This is a genomic window from Paracoccus albus (genome assembly GCF_027913035.1).
Lineage (GTDB): Bacteria > Pseudomonadota > Alphaproteobacteria > Rhodobacterales > Rhodobacteraceae > Paracoccus > Paracoccus albus.
In genome coordinates this window covers 978,263-992,271 of the sequence record NZ_CP115775.1, presented here as the reverse complement: position 1 = coordinate 992,271, position 14,009 = coordinate 978,263, and the positions used below count along the sequence as shown (strand labels likewise).

Below are 14,009 nucleotides of genomic sequence, written 5' to 3'. Positions count from 1 at the left end.
AAGATGCCGAGTTTGGAGTCTTAGCCCGCACGTCATACGAAGCTACATTGCCCGAACCGCAAAAAGGCAATGGATGCGCTACGATATGATCGCTGTGATTTGGACGGGGAAATATGCGAAATGGCGCACCCGAGAGGATTCGAACCTCTGGCCTCTGCCTTCGGAGGGCAGAGGTATTGCCTTTGTTCACGCAAAAACCGCCTTGTGTTCACGGTTTTGGCCTGATTCGAGGGGTTTAGATTTCGACTTAATTGTGCTGCGGCACAGTTTGGGCGCGTTAAACGGCGGCAGATTCAAAATCCTATCGCTATCGCCGCCGATGCCACCCGTTGAACAGGTGAAGCGGCAGGAAATACCAGAAAAGCGGGACCTGCATCACGGCAGCCCCGTGGAGTAGCCCCCTGAAAGTGGTCCACCAACTGGGATAGATTGTCCCGTATATTGGAGGATCAGCGATGGCTGGGAAACGAGAGAAGCCCGAAGATGTTGTATCGAAGCTTCGGCAGGTAGAAGTTCTGCAAGGGCAAGGCGCAACGATTGCCGAGGCGGTGCGCCAGATCGGCGTGACGGAGCAGACGTTTTACCGCTGGCGTAAGCTCTATGGCGGGATGCAGCGGTCGCAGCTCACGCGGCTGAAAGAGCTGGAGAAAGAGAACCAACGGCTGCGACGGGCGGTGTCCGATTTGACCTTGGACAAGCTCATCCTGACGGAAGCGGCGAAGGGAAACTTCTAAGCCCTTCGCGTCGTCGCAAGTGCATCGACCATGTGCGGCGGGAACTCGGCGTGTCCGAACGCCGCGCCTGCCGCGCGCTCGGTCAGCATCGATCTACGCAGCGCAAGATACCGCAGGGCCGCGCCAATGAAGAGCGTCTGACCGATGACATCATCGAACTGGCCGACAAATACGGGCGCTATGGATATCGCATGGTGACGGGTCTGCTGAACAACGCGGGCTGGTGTGTGAACCACAAGCGGGTCGAGCGCATCTGGCGACGTGAAGGGCTGAAGGTCCCGCAAAAGCAAAAGAAGAAAGGGCGGCTCTGGCTGAACGATGGGTCATGCGTCCGGCTCAGGCCGGAGCGTCCAAACCATGTCTGGTCATACGACTTCGTTCAAGACCGCACTGCTGACGGGCGGGTCTATCGGACGCTGAATATCATTGACGAACACACCAGGGAGGCGCTGATGATCCGCGTCGATCGCAAGCTCAACTCAACCGATGTGCTGGATGCATTGACCGACCTGTTCATCCTCCGCGGCACGCCGGAATACATAAGATCCGACAATGGGCCGGAATTTATCGCGCAGAAGGTGCGGGAGTGGATTGCAGCCGTCGGCGCGAAAACGGCTTACATCGAACCAGGCTCACCATGGGAAAACGGATACTGTGAAAGCTTCAATGCCCGGTTCCGCGACGAACTGCTCAACGGAGAAATCTTCTACAGCCTAAGGGAGGCCCAAGTCCTGATCGAGCAATGGCGTATCCACTACAACACAGTCAGGCCGCACAGCGCATTGGGTTACCGTCCGCCTGCGCCCGAAAGCATCGTCCCGATGGACCAGAGGCCCACGATGCACTAACAATCAAACCGGACCACCCGATGGGGGCACGCCACATCCCGTATACGCGGACGCCTTGATCGATGTGACGATGCCGTAATCACCTGTCCTCTGCGCCGTGATATCGGGCAGTTCCGGGGCGTCCCATATTGTCGTCATGCCACGGTTAGTAGAGGTGTTGAAACTACCATAGCCAGCGACGATAATTGACGGAACAGTGACCTCAGTTGATGTCGGAATTGTCAGATTAAGGGCGCCGGTGCCTTCCGATGCCCCACTCCAAAGCACATCGGCGGAAGTGAAATTCCGTGGCGGACGTCCCTCCGGCAAGTTAAATCCACAGCAAATGAACGTCTCGGAAGCGTATGAACCGTCGACGATTTCCCACTCAAAACCAGCCGTCCCATTGAGTGGATCGTGATCCCAATTACTACTATTGACCCCGCCGAGCAGGACGCCAACAGCAGAATATCTGGAGCCTGAAATCAACTCAACAATGCTTGGCGTCGGATTAACGTTACCCTTGGTTTGCTTGCCGTTCGAGAACAGCGCCACATCCCCTTTTGGGCGGCGGTCATTATTATAAAACGTCAGCAAATTCGTCAGTTTCCGACGCTCAACAATAGATCGCGGTCTCGCCAGCAGCGGTGCGGCAGACAATCCGGGCAGCATTACGCCACCTCGTTGATTTGATTAACCTGTATCTGCCCACCGGGCAGCACGGCATAGCCCAGAATGTGCCGGGTGCCATTCGAACCGGACAGATCAACCGTCGATGGGACGATCCACGTCCCGTTAAACCCAACGGTATGACTGCCGCCGAGGTCGATCACGATAAACCCGGATCGGCCCTCGACGCGATTGGTTGGCGTCCCAAATGTGACGTTTCGGGTTGTCGTGAGGTGGAAATTGACCCCCGTCGCCATATTGGCGGTTACCGTGGCCGTCGACGACAGGTTGGCGTATTCCGTCGACTCCTTGACCACATCAGCAGTCAGCACCTTACCCGCCGCGCCGCTCAGAAACTCATTCTTCGTTGCGATCCGATCAACGGCAAGAAACTCGACGGTCAGATCGACCTGTGCCACCCCTATAACCTCCTCGACAGGACGCCAGGTTGCAGGATTTCTGCCCGGCTCTACCGCACTGGCTTCGGGGATATCTTGTTGCAGAACCCACAACCCATTTTCGTGCGATGTGGTCGCCGGCATGGACAGCGGGCCTGAGAGGTAAATCCAGTGGCCAACGTAGCCCGCCGTCGCGAAAATCGTGGTGGACAGGGATTCGACCTGAACAACCGCATCCTGAATGCTGATTTCCGTCGCATCCACGGCATCGGCAAACTCATTGGCCTCATCGATCCATGTCGGCCATTCGACCGTCATAAATTCATTCATCGCCGCGTTAAATTCGGCCTTGTTCGCCCGGTTCGGCCCGATGAAGTCGGTAAAACGTATGCTGATACTCATCGCTGGTCGATCCCTTCAACTTCGATGTTCATTTCGGCGTGCTCCGTTGTTTGCCGCAGCACCTCGAACGACTTGTAAAATCCCAAGGTTATTGTTTCCGGGTGCGCCTCTGATCCGACAAAAACAGTTGACTTTGCCCGGACGTTTGCAAGAGCGCGGGTGACAGCCCAGATGCGCGACGAATCCACCAAAATCGGCAGGTCCATCGTCTTGCTGAAACCGCGTTCCGTAATCACGAAGCCGCCCCACTCGTCGCGCTCCTTGAGCGAAAAATCTTCGATCCCGGTCCTGACGTTGATGAGCGTCCGACCAATCACAAACTGTTCGCCAAGCACCAGGCTGCCGATGGCAATCGTCTGATCGCTGTCAATCGTGATCTCTATTCGGTCGGTGCCATATCCGGGCAGATCAAAATTGACGGTTTCCTCAGCCTCCTCGAAGGGGGCGAAAAACCAGTCGTAATAGTTGTCGATCGCTGTCGAGTTCGTCAGGGCAAGGATAAATTCGCCGGTCTCCGTGCTGCCCGTGAATGTCTTGACCCGGATGATATCGACACCCGTGACCCCGAAAAAAGCGATTGAGTTCGTCGTCGGCGGCACATCAATCGAGATTGTGACCGGATCGTCGGAGACAGTCTTCTCGCCGATGGATTCCGAAAACATTTTCCATCTGTTGACCTTGCCGATCTTAACCCATGTCTGCGGGTCTTTTGCCGCCCCCGCAACAGGCGCGTCGGTATTGCTAGCTATGGCTGACCTATACAGATCATAGGACGGCAACACATAGCGCTCAGCCCCAACGCCATATGTGCCAGAGGTCCATTGCGTTTCAGTAATCGGCACGCTGCTTGAGAGGATCGACGGTGTAACATCGATCCCCTTGATGATTTTGAAATCGGACATTTACGCAGCGTCCTCCGTCAGGCGGTCAATCCGCTCTTCTTTCATCAGGCGCAGCATTTTCATCCACGTCAGCAGGCCGTTCCGCATGTAATCACGGGTTTCGACGGCTGCCTGTTTCGCTTCTTCTGCGGCCTTCTTTGCTTCCTCTTTGGCCGCTTCCTCGGCCGCCAAGGCTTCTGCCGGGGCGTTGCCAGCCCGCGCCCGCGCCCATTCGTATTCGCTGCGGGTCGCGTAGCCGGAAGGCTCAATGCCCTCAAGCGCATCCGTCATTTTTTCCAGCGCCTGAATTTGATCGTAAATCGCCCGGTTTCGATCACTTTTTAGATCGTCTATCTCCGCCGCGCGGATCAAGTCGTCGCAACCCTGCAATTGCCAAAGCTGGCGCTGCAACCGCTCAAATTCAGATGCCTCGGCGTTCGCAGCCGCCTCACGGGCGGACTTTGCCGACGATGCCCGACTTCTGGATGACCCGCCACCACCGCCACTTGCTGACCGAGCCGCTTGCGCTAGGTTGTATGGGATTTTTTCGCCCTTTGAGGCGTTGATTGCCCCCAGTTTATGCTCGATCTGCTCGTAGGTGAGTTTGGTGTAATCTTTGTCGTCGGACGCGGTCCAATACTTACCGTAGTTTACCGGATTGCCGTTTTTATCCGTATCTACAGGTTTTGATGCTGCTGACGATGCCCGCGCTGCTGACGCTTGCGCTGATGCAGCCGCACTAGCTGCCGCCGCCGATGCCGCCCTGATTGTCGCCACCGCGCCCGCAATATTAGCTGCAGCAGCCTGCCCAGCCGCGCCCATTGACGCCATAGCCCCAGCCGCTGCTGTTATTCCTTCTACAGTTGTCGGTGCAGTCATACCGACAGACGCAAACGCGCTTCGGATCGTGCTCATCGCGGCGTCGATCTGTAGCTTGGACTGCTCGCTGATCGCAGCGGTATTCGCCGTCGCCTCGGCTGCAATCTGGCTGGCGGACGACATTGCCGTTGCGCCATCTGCCGCCGCATCGAATATCTCACGCATCTGGGGGGCGAGGTTTACCAGAGTGGCAAACATCTCATCACCAAGTTCGGTATTCAGCGCCTTTGCCTGATCGACCATCGCCCGATACGCTTCTTGTGTATCTGGCATGCTCAGGCCAAGTTCTGCGAGCGCTTCCGAGACCGCGCCCGTGGTGTTCGCAAGCTTTTCTGCGTCCGTATAGAACAAGTCGTAGTAACGAGATGTTGCCGCAGTGAAGTTTTCGAGACCGCCGAACACTTCGACCAGCGCAGCGGATGCCCCAGCACCGGCAAGGCTGACATCGTAGAGCGAAAAGCCCAGCGTACCTGCCGCTGGATGCTGCTTGATCCAGATGACTTGGAGGAAATTTGTCACTTAGCCAACGAAGCAGATCACCTGCGTCGGGAATGGGAGGCCACCAAGGCGGGACAGGCCTATAATGCAATGCTGGATTCAGATTGCGACCCTAAGCTCGAAAAGAAATTCCTGAAAATGATCCAAAAAGAACTGGATAGGGACAGGGAATCAAACAAGAGATTTTCCACTGAACTTGTGCCGGAACCTGTGCCAGAGACAAGCAATGAGTCCGCGCCGGATCAATGATTACTGGCGCACCCGAGAGGATTCGAACCTCTGGCCTCTGCCTTCGGAGGGCAGCGCTCTATCCAGCTGAGCTACGGGTGCCTGGGCGCGTGATTAGCGGCAATCGGGGCGGGGCGCAATAGATTGTGGCAGATCAGGCGAAAAGCTCTCGGCAGAATTGCAATCCGTCGATCAGGGCGTCGACCTCTTGAACCGTGTTATACATCGCGAAGCTGGCGCGGGCCGAGGCGGTGATGTCGTAGAAATCCATCAGCGGCATGGCGCAATGGCTGCCCGCGCGCACGGCGATGCCGCGCTTGTCGAGGATGGTCGAGATGTCATGCGCATGTGCACCGTCCATGGTCAGCGAGAAGATCGCCCCTTTCTCCGGTGCGTCGCCCTGAACATGCAGCCAGTTCAACTCTCTCAGACGGTTGCGGGCATGGTCGCGCAGGGTGTGTTCATGCGCGGCGATGTTCTTCATCCCCAACTCCATCAGATAGTCCAGTGCCGCGCCGAGGCCGATCTGGTTGACGATGCCCGGGGTGCCGGCTTCGAATTTCAGCGGCGGTTCTGCGTAGTCGACGCCATCGCGGGTGACGGTACGGATCATATCCCCGCCACCCATGAAGGGGCGCATCTCGGTCTGCCGCTCTCGGCTGATCCAGATCGCGCCAGAGCCTGACGGTCCGTACAGCTTGTGGCCGGTGATGCAGTAGAAATCCACGCCAAGCGCACCAAGATCCAGCGGCATATGCACCGCTGCCTGACTGCCATCGACCAGCACCGGAACATCGGTGCCCTTGGCAATGGCACCCACATCAACGATCGTGCCAGTGACATTCGACATATGCGTGACCGCGATCAGCTTCGTTTTCGGACCGACCGCTTCCAGCACTTTTTCGGGCGGCAGACTGCCATCGGCTTCGGGTTCGACCCATTTCAGCACCACGCCCTGCCTTTCGCGCAGGAAATGCCACGGCACGATATTGGCGTGATGCTCCAACACCGACAGCACGATTTCATCGCCGGCCTGCAAGCGCGGGGCCGCCCAACCATAGCTGACCATATTGATCGCCTCGGTCGAGCCGGAGGTGAAGATCACCTCATCCTCATGCGGCGCATTCAGGAATTTCGAGATGATGGCCCGGACACGCTCATAATTATCGGTTGCCAGATTCGACAGGAAATGAAGACCGCGATGGACATTTGCATATTCGCCTTCATAGGCGCGGGTGATTGCGTCAATGACCTGCTTCGGCTTCTGCGCACTGGCGCCGTTGTCCAGATATACCAGCGGCCTGCCGTTGACCTCGCGGCTGAGAATAGGGAAATCCGCGCGAATATTATCGACGTCAAAGCTCATGAGTGCACCTCTGCGGGAAGCTCGGGAATAAGGCCGAAGGCTGCCGCGACGATGGAAAGAATGAACACCGTGACCATGAAGCTTGCCACCAGACCAAGGATCACGACAAGCGGGTTCGAGATGCCCTGCACGGCACGAAGAAGCTGGATCGCCGCCCAGACGATCATTACTGTGGTCGCCAGCCCGATCAGACTGGACAACAGCGGAGAGATCATAAGCGCTGCCGATTGCACGACCTGCGCCGATAGCAACAGCACCTCTATCCATGTGATGACCAGCAGAACGTCCGGAAAATCTGCCTTACCACCGACACCGCGGCCCAAGTTCGTCAGCAGCCAGGATGCAATGGCTATGCCCAATAGCTGAAGAATCACATAGGCAATAGGCTGGCCAACAACGCCCGCAATGATCGGCATCACCGAGTCCGGCTTTGCCTTGATGACAAGAATCATCAGAAGCGTTGACAGGATCACAGTCACCATGAGCGCCATCCAGCGGGCCGCGAATGGCAGCTTCAGCGCCTGCAATGCGCGGACTGCCTGCGCCGGATTGCGGAAGGTCAGCCGAAGCAGCCCGATGAAATCGTCAAAATTCATTTGCGTGCCACCAGACCGCGCAGCCCGGCACCCCAGATAAAAAGAAACCCGATGCCGGTGACAATCTGCGTGACCGTCAGCGCAGCGCCGGGCCCTATCAGCCCCTGAACAAGACCGGATAAAAGCATTGCAGGCGCAATCGCGAAAAGCGCCCAGAACAGGGCCAGCCGCGACCCCTCGCCGCTAATGTGCCAGCCAGCCAGACGTAAAAAGAAAGCCGTCAGCCATGCGACGGCATAGGCGATCAGCGGCATCATGAACAAAACGGCAATGACCGCCCCCGCCATGCGCCCGCCCAGCGGCACCGACGGGTCCAGATGCGCCGCTCGGGCATGTCCCGGTGCCTGTGCAATCAGGAAGATCAGCATTGCCCCCATCAGAATCGCCAGCAACGCGCCTTCGGGCATGGGATACATGCCCCGCACGACCTGCCCCGGCCTGCGCCAGCTGGCCAGGATGCGGGGAACGATTCCCTCGGTCAGGCGTGCCGGGTCAGCCATGCGTCCAGCCGGTCGCTGATCTCCTCACGCAGCCCCTCATCCTCGACCTCCTCAAGCGCATCGGCAAGGAAAGACAGGATCATCAGGACAATTGCCCGGTCACGCGGCACCCCGCGAGAGCGCAGATAGAACAGCGCCGTTTCATCGATGGCACCCGTGGTCGAGCCGTGACTGCACACCACATCGTCGGCATAGATCTCCAGCTCCGGCTTGCCGAGGAACTGGCTGTCATCATCCAGAAGCAGCGCCTGACTGATCTGATAACCGTCCGTTTTCTGCGCGCCAGGCTTCACAAGGATCTTGCCCTGAAACACGCCGACGGCGCCGTTTTTCAGCACTTTCTTGAAAACCTGACGGCTTTCGCAGCGTTCGGCGTCGTGGGTGATGAACACGGTATCATCATGGTGGAACGGACCGCGATTTCCATCGCCCAGAACGGCAGCGGCGACATGCGCAATGGCATCGTCGCCGACGAATTCCACGACCGCCTCGTGCCGCATCAATGTGCCATTCACAGACAGCGCAAAGCTCTTGAACGCAGCCTCGGCATCGACACGCGCAAAAACCGCGGAAAAGCCCAGCTTCTGATGCCCTGCCCGCTTGGCGGCGATGTGATTGAGCTTACCGCCCGTCGCGACATCGGCCTCGATCACGCCGTTCGAGCGCGCGCCGACCATGCCGGTCTCCAGAAGGGTCAATTCTGCCCCCGGCTCGACCCGGATGACGTGATGCCAGGTGACATCGGCATCCTCGCGTTCGCGGCGATGAACGATATGCACGGGGCGAGATGGCTTGCCGGTCACTCTGATCAGCGCGCCTTCACGCGCGACGGCGGTGTTCAGCGCGGCAAACGGGCGCTCTACCGGGTTCTGACCCGCTGTTTCAAGCTTGCCATAAAGATCCTTGGCCCAGTGGTCCGCCTGCGCATCGGCGCGCGACAGAATGTCGATTTCCGCACCGTCCAAAGATAGATCCGAGGACGAGGAAGGATCGAACTCTCCATCCACGAACACCAGAATCAGCCGGTCGCGTTCCGCGAAAAGTGGGGAATCCGGCCCCTTGCCAGCAAGCGGTATGGCGGCCGGCACCGGTGCGTTAAATGGGCGCGGATCGGTGAAGCGCCAATACTCATCGCGCGGATGCGGCAACCCCATCGACTTCAGGCGCGACAGCGCGTCGGCGCGGGCGGGCGCGGTGAAGCCCCCTTCCGGAAGGCTCAGCGCATTGAGGCGCAGGCTCAGCTCATCCTTTTCGGATGCGACCGCCTCCCTAGTCTTCAGCGCGGCATCGTTCATCAGCTCGCCTCCGCCAGCAGGTCAGCATAACCGTTTTGCTCAACCTCAAGCGCCAGTTCCGGACCGCCGGTTTTGACGATCTTGCCATCGGCCATGATGTGCACGACATCCGGTTTGATGTGGTCAAGCAGACGCTGGTAATGCGTGATCACAAGAAAAGCACGGTCAGGGCTGCGCAGCGCGTTGACGCCATCGGCAACCAGCCGCATCGCATCCACATCAAGGCCCGAGTCCGTCTCATCCAGAATGCACATCTTCGGTTCCAGCAATGCCATCTGCAGGATCTCGTTGCGCTTCTTCTCGCCGCCCGAGAAGCCGACATTGACCGGGCGCTTCAGCATATCAGCGTCGATATTCAGCGTCTTGGCCTTTTCACGGATCAGCTTGAGGAAATCTGCAGCGGAAAGCTCTTCCTCGCCACGGGCTTTGCGCTGCGCGTTCGCGGCCGTGCGCAAGAACGTCATATTGCCGACGCCGGGAATTTCCACCGGATACTGGAACGCCAGGAACAGGCCGGCGGCGGCGCGTTCCTCTGGCTCCATGTCCAGCAGATCCTCGCCATTCAGCGTGACCTCTCCCTCGGTGACCTCATAGCCATCGCGGCCCGACAGCACGTAAGAGGTCGTGGACTTGCCCGAGCCGTTCGGCCCCATGATCGCATGGACCTCACCCGCCGGAACCTCCAGCGAGACGCCTTTCAGGATCTGCTTGTCCTCGTCTTCAAGTTTGGCGTGCAGATTGTTGATTTTCAGCATTTTTCGTTTCCGATTTCTTGCGCGCCATCATCGCGGCGCATTGTCCAAAGCGGCGTCAAAAGGCGCCACGTTCATGCATCGACCGCGCTCAGCCCACCGAGCCTTCCAGCGAAATCGCGACCAGCGATTGCGCTTCCATCGCGAACTCCATCGGCAGGGCCTGCAGCACTTCCTTGGCGAAGCCGTTGACGATCAGGGCGACCGCCTCTTCTTCATCCATGCCGCGCTGACGGCAATAGAACATCTGATCGTCATCGACCTTGGATGTCGTGGCCTCATGTTCCACGCGCGAAGACGAGTTCTTCACCTCGATATAGGGTACCGTATGGGCCCCGCATTTATCGCCGATCAGCAGGCTGTCGCATTGGGTATAGTTGCGGCTGTTCGTGGCCTTCGGATGCATGGCCACACGCCCGCGATAGGTATTCTGCGCCTGACCGGCAGAAATCCCTTTTGAAACAATGCGTGAGCGGGTGTTCTTGCCAAGATGCAGCATCTTCGTGCCGGTATCGGCCTGCTGGTGGTTGTTGGTAATGGCGATGGAATAGAACTCGCCCTGGCTGTCATCGCCGCGCAGGATGCAGGACGGGTATTTCCACGTCACCGCGCTGCCGGTTTCCACCTGCGTCCACATCACCTTGGCCCGTGCCTCACGGCAATCGGCACGTTTGGTGACGAAGTTATAGATGCCGCCCTTGCCTTCCTCGTCGCCGGGGAACCAGTTCTGGACGGTGGAATATTTCACCTCGGCATCTTCCAGGATCACGATCTCAACAACAGCCGCGTGCAGCTGCGCTGTATCGCGTTTCGGCGCCGTGCACCCTTCGAGATAGCTGACGTAAGACCCCTTATCGGCAATGATAAGCGTCCGCTCGAATTGGCCGGTATTCTCGGCATTGATGCGGAAATAGGTCGACAGCTCCATCGGGCAGGTCACGCCCGGCGGTATATAGACGAACGACCCGTCCGAGAAGACGGCGCTGTTCAGCGCAGAATAGAAATTGTCGCCCTGCGGCACGACGCTGCCGAGGTATTTCTTCACCAGTTCGGGATGTTCGCGGATCGCTTCGGAGATGGAACAGAAGATCACGCCTGCCTTGGCGAGCTCATCCTTGAAGGTGGTGCCGACGCTGACACTGTCGAACACGGCATCGACGGCAACCTTGCGGCCCGCCGCTGGCGCCTCCTCTGCGCCTTCAACGCCAGCCAGAATCATCTGCTCTTTCAGCGGGATGCCCAGCTTTTCATAGGTCGCCAGCAGCTTCGGATCGACCTCGTCCAGCGATTTGGGCTTGGTTTCCATGCTTTTCGGGCGGGCGTAGTAATACTGATCCTGAAAATCAATGTCAGGAATATCCAGCATCGCCCATTCCGGCAGGCGCATTTCCTGCCAGCGACGGAACGCCTTCAGACGCCATTCGGTCATCCATTCCGGTTCTTCGTTCTTTTGCGAGATGAGACGAACGATATCCTCGTTGATGCCCTTGGGGGCATATTCCATCTCGATCTCGGTATCCCAGCCATATTTATAGCTGCCCATATTGGCGACGGTTTCAACCGTTTCACGGTCGACGCCTTCGCGCACCTCAAGATCGGGGGTCGTGTTCATCCTTCATCCTTCCGTAGGCTGGGCCGGTCACCTAGCCATTCCTGTCGCGCCAGCGTGAATACGCGGTTTCCCACGCATCCGCAAATCGGTTCATCTGATCGTCACCCAAAGCCGGGCTTATGGAAATCCGTATCGCGGATTGCGCGGCCTGATCGTCAAATCCCATTGCCTGAAGGGTGCCACTGGCCCGGACCTTGCCTGAAGAGCAAGCCGATCCCGCAGAAATGGCAAAACCCGCCAGATCCATCTGCATGACCTGCGTTTCACCCTTCCAGCCTGATGTAAGAATGCAGGTCGTATTCGGCAAGCGCCGCGTATCTTTTCCCGCAATCACCGCGTTGGGTGCTGCAGCCAGCAAACGGGCCTCAAGCGCATCGCGGCGGGCCTCAACCTCTTCCCAGACACCCGAATCAAGCTCTTTCTGGGCCGCCTTGGCGGCTGCGGCAAAACCCAGGATGCCGATGAAGTTCTCTGTCCCGCCGCGGCGGCCCTGTTCCTGGCCACCGCCGCGAATCCGTGCCTCTATTTCCGTGCCCTTTTTCAGGATCAGCGCACCGATTCCCTTGGGACCGCCCAGTTTATGCGCACTGACAAAGCCAGCCGTCAGACCCAGCCAGTTGAACGCAAAGGGTATCTTGCCAAAAGCCTGCGTCAGATCGGAAGAGGCCAGACCTTCCGACAGGGACTGAATGACGCCGGTCTCGTTATTGGCAAGCTGCAACGTCGCGCTGCCGGGGTCCGGCACCGCAACGATACCGTTCCGGTCAACGGCCAGATCTTCCTCGCACCACGCCTTGACCGCGCTGTGTTCGACCGGCGCGCAATGCACGCCGCGCCCGGCAAGCACCATCGCAGCCGCTTCCGTGGTGCCAGAGGTAAAGATGACATCCGCCCCCTCTGCGCCCAGTGCCGCAGCGAGTTCTTCGCGCGCGCGCTCAAGTGCCATTTTGGCCGCCCGCCCTTCTGAGTGGACCGAGGACGGGTTGCCCGATATTTCCATCGCCGCAATCATGGCCGACTTCACTTCGTCGCGCAGCGGCGTTGTGGCGTTCCAGTCCAGATATTCGCGCATCACAATGCCTCTGCGATCCGTGCCGCAAGCTTCCGGGCGACCTCGTCCTTGCCCATGCGCGCCCAGCTTTCCGCACCGTCGTCCGAGATCAGCGTCACCGTATTGTCCTCACCGCCAAACGTACCGGTGGAGGGCGAGACGTCATTCGCAACGATCCAGTCACAGCCTTTGCGCCTGCGCTTTGCCGTCGCATTGGAAACGACATCTTCCGTCTCTGCTGCGAAACCAACCACCAGGGCAGGACGCCGCGTCTTCAACTGGCTGACCCAGGCAAGGATATCGGGGTTCTCCGCAAACTCCAGAACCGGCATCCCGTCCCTGCCCTTTTTCATCTTCTGATCCGCCCTGTTGGCGACCTTCCAATCCGCAACGGCCGCAGCCATGACTGCAGCGTCGGCTGGTAAAGCCGCCTCTACCGCCGCCCGCATTTCATCGGCAGTCTGGACACGGATGACCTCTACCCCCTCGGGCGGGGACACGGTTGCGGGGCCGGTGACAAAGCTGACCCTGGCGCCAAGATCGCGCAGGGCCACGGCGATTGCAGTTCCCTGCGCCCCAGAGGAATGGTTCGAAATGTAGCGGACCGGATCAATCGGCTCCATCGTCGGGCCAGAGGTGACGACGACATGTTTGCCAGCCAGCCTGCCCGTCGCCACAGCCGGACCGAGCTTCAACGGCGCAACGCGGCGACCACCCAACGCATCGCGAATGGCCTCCACAATCTGAACCGGTTCCGCCATCCTGCCGGGGCCGTATTCACCGCAGGCCATGTCGCCTTCATCGGGGCCAACGGTCAGAACTCCATCCTGCTTCATCGTCGCAAGGTTCCGTTGCGTGGCGGGATGGTTCCACATCCGCACATTCATAGCCGGCGCGATCAGCACCCGCTTGTCGGTCGCCATCAGCAGGGTAGAGGCCAGATCGTCGGCGTGGCCGCCGGCCATCTTCGCCATCAAATCTGCAGTTGCGGGCGCAACGACAACAAGGTCGGCATCACGCGACAACTGGATATGCCCCATCTCCGCCTCACGCGTGAGGTCAAAAAGATCCCGATGCACGTCCTCTCCCGCCAGAGCGGCAACCGAAAGCGGCGTGACGAACTGTTCGGCTGCCTTTGTCAGAACGGGCACGACACGCAACCCATCCCGCTTCAGGTCGCGGATCAGGGTCAGCGATTTATAGGCGGCAATCCCGCCGCCGATGACCAATAGAATGCGGTTGCCCTGCATAATCGTCCCCAATCAGATCCGTGCGTCCGAGATAGGGCAACAAAGCCCAGACGGCAAGAAAAGCCGCGCCC

At 58.9% G+C, this 14,009-nt stretch carries 14 protein-coding genes and 1 tRNA gene; 2 read left to right on the top strand and 13 right to left on the bottom strand.

The features are described 5' to 3' along the window. Window positions 1-455 precede the first annotated feature (455 nt). Window positions 456-1,582 (top strand): IS3 family transposase gene (locus PAF20_RS04930; protein ID WP_271072460.1). Its coding sequence is split into 2 segments (ribosomal slippage): window positions 456-720 and window positions 720-1,582, totalling 1,128 coding nucleotides; the frame shifts between segments, so codons are not numbered across the junction. A gap of 3 nt (window positions 1,583-1,585) precedes the next feature. Here the strand turns inward: PAF20_RS04930 and PAF20_RS04925 are convergent. From PAF20_RS04925 to PAF20_RS04910, 4 genes are read right to left on the bottom strand one after another with little or no spacing between them, the layout of a single operon-like run. Further along, complete coding sequence (locus PAF20_RS04925) at window positions 1,586-2,233, bottom strand: hypothetical protein (RefSeq protein WP_271072612.1); 648 nt, start codon at window positions 2,231-2,233, stop codon at window positions 1,586-1,588. Beyond that, complete coding sequence (locus tag PAF20_RS04920; RefSeq protein ID WP_271072611.1) at window positions 2,233-3,030, bottom strand: hypothetical protein; 798 nt, start codon at window positions 3,028-3,030, stop codon at window positions 2,233-2,235. The genes PAF20_RS04925 and PAF20_RS04920 overlap by 1 nt, the downstream gene beginning before the upstream one ends. Next, window positions 3,027-3,932: a hypothetical protein gene (locus PAF20_RS04915; protein WP_271072610.1), complete on the bottom strand. Its 906-nt coding sequence runs from the start codon at window positions 3,930-3,932 to the stop codon at window positions 3,027-3,029. The genes PAF20_RS04920 and PAF20_RS04915 overlap by 4 nt, the downstream gene beginning before the upstream one ends. Then, window positions 3,933-5,309 (bottom strand): hypothetical protein, encoded by a 1,377-nt coding sequence (locus PAF20_RS04910; protein WP_271072609.1) that lies wholly within the window; start codon window positions 5,307-5,309, stop codon window positions 3,933-3,935. Between PAF20_RS04910 and PAF20_RS04905 the strand changes: the two genes are divergently transcribed. Next, window positions 5,271-5,537, top strand: coding sequence for a hypothetical protein (locus PAF20_RS04905; protein ID WP_271072608.1), 267 nt, complete (start codon window positions 5,271-5,273; stop codon window positions 5,535-5,537). The genes PAF20_RS04910 and PAF20_RS04905 overlap by 39 nt on opposite strands. A gap of 4 nt (window positions 5,538-5,541) precedes the next feature. On the opposite strand, the gene PAF20_RS04900 is transcribed toward PAF20_RS04905, so the two are convergent. From PAF20_RS04900 to coaBC, 9 genes are all read right to left on the bottom strand, one after another. Continuing rightward, window positions 5,542-5,618, bottom strand: a tRNA-Arg gene (locus tag PAF20_RS04900). 52 nt (window positions 5,619-5,670) lie between these two features. Beyond that, entirely contained in the window at window positions 5,671-6,882 is a 1,212-nt protein-coding gene (locus PAF20_RS04895) for a cysteine desulfurase (RefSeq protein WP_271072607.1), read from the bottom strand. Continuing rightward, the gene (locus PAF20_RS04890) at window positions 6,879-7,478 is read right to left on the bottom strand and encodes a YIP1 family protein (protein ID WP_271072606.1); all 600 of its coding nucleotides are present in this window, start codon (window positions 7,476-7,478) and stop codon (window positions 6,879-6,881) included. Before PAF20_RS04890 ends, PAF20_RS04895 begins: the two co-directional genes overlap by 4 nt. Next, complete coding sequence (locus PAF20_RS04885) at window positions 7,475-7,978, bottom strand: hypothetical protein (RefSeq protein WP_271072605.1); 504 nt, start codon at window positions 7,976-7,978, stop codon at window positions 7,475-7,477. Before PAF20_RS04885 ends, PAF20_RS04890 begins: the two co-directional genes overlap by 4 nt. Further along, window positions 7,957-9,273, bottom strand: coding sequence for a SufB/SufD family protein (locus PAF20_RS04880; protein WP_271072604.1), 1,317 nt, complete (start codon window positions 9,271-9,273; stop codon window positions 7,957-7,959). The genes PAF20_RS04885 and PAF20_RS04880 overlap by 22 nt, the downstream gene beginning before the upstream one ends. Further along, entirely contained in the window at window positions 9,273-10,028 is a 756-nt protein-coding gene (sufC, locus tag PAF20_RS04875; protein ID WP_271072603.1) for a Fe-S cluster assembly ATPase SufC, read from the bottom strand. The genes PAF20_RS04880 and sufC overlap by 1 nt, the downstream gene beginning before the upstream one ends. An 88-nt stretch (window positions 10,029-10,116) precedes the next feature. Then, window positions 10,117-11,637 (bottom strand): Fe-S cluster assembly protein SufB, encoded by a 1,521-nt coding sequence (gene sufB / locus PAF20_RS04870; protein WP_271072602.1) that lies wholly within the window; start codon window positions 11,635-11,637, stop codon window positions 10,117-10,119. A 31-nt stretch (window positions 11,638-11,668) separates the two neighbouring features. Then, window positions 11,669-12,712, bottom strand: coding sequence for a cysteine desulfurase family protein (locus PAF20_RS04865; RefSeq protein WP_271072601.1), 1,044 nt, complete (start codon window positions 12,710-12,712; stop codon window positions 11,669-11,671). Next, on the bottom strand, window positions 12,709-13,941 hold the full coding sequence (coaBC, locus tag PAF20_RS04860; protein ID WP_271073256.1) for a bifunctional phosphopantothenoylcysteine decarboxylase/phosphopantothenate--cysteine ligase CoaBC: 1,233 nt from the start codon (window positions 13,939-13,941) through the stop codon (window positions 12,709-12,711). Before coaBC ends, PAF20_RS04865 begins: the two co-directional genes overlap by 4 nt. Between the last annotated feature and the right edge of the window lie 68 nt (window positions 13,942-14,009).

What these genes read in the sequence shown, in the direction of transcription:
- sufC (WP_271072603.1), bottom strand. Translation starts at nt 10,028, where the DNA reads ATGCTGAAAATCAACAATCTGCACGCCAAACTTGAAGACGAGGACAAG.
- PAF20_RS04885 (WP_271072605.1), bottom strand. Translation starts at nt 7,978, where the DNA reads ATGGCTGACCCGGCACGCCTGACCGAGGGAATCGTTCCCCGCATCCTG.
- PAF20_RS04920 (WP_271072611.1), bottom strand. Translation starts at nt 3,030, where the DNA reads ATGAGTATCAGCATACGTTTTACCGACTTCATCGGGCCGAACCGGGCG.
- PAF20_RS04905 (WP_271072608.1), top strand. Translation starts at nt 5,271, where the DNA reads ATGCTGCTTGATCCAGATGACTTGGAGGAAATTTGTCACTTAGCCAAC.
- PAF20_RS04880 (WP_271072604.1), bottom strand. Translation starts at nt 9,273, where the DNA reads ATGAACGATGCCGCGCTGAAGACTAGGGAGGCGGTCGCATCCGAAAAG.
- sufB (WP_271072602.1), bottom strand. Translation starts at nt 11,637, where the DNA reads ATGAACACGACCCCCGATCTTGAGGTGCGCGAAGGCGTCGACCGTGAA.
- PAF20_RS04925 (WP_271072612.1), bottom strand. Translation starts at nt 2,233, where the DNA reads ATGCTGCCCGGATTGTCTGCCGCACCGCTGCTGGCGAGACCGCGATCT.
- PAF20_RS04890 (WP_271072606.1), bottom strand. Translation starts at nt 7,478, where the DNA reads ATGAATTTTGACGATTTCATCGGGCTGCTTCGGCTGACCTTCCGCAAT.
- PAF20_RS04915 (WP_271072610.1), bottom strand. Translation starts at nt 3,932, where the DNA reads ATGTCCGATTTCAAAATCATCAAGGGGATCGATGTTACACCGTCGATC.
- PAF20_RS04895 (WP_271072607.1), bottom strand. Translation starts at nt 6,882, where the DNA reads ATGAGCTTTGACGTCGATAATATTCGCGCGGATTTCCCTATTCTCAGC.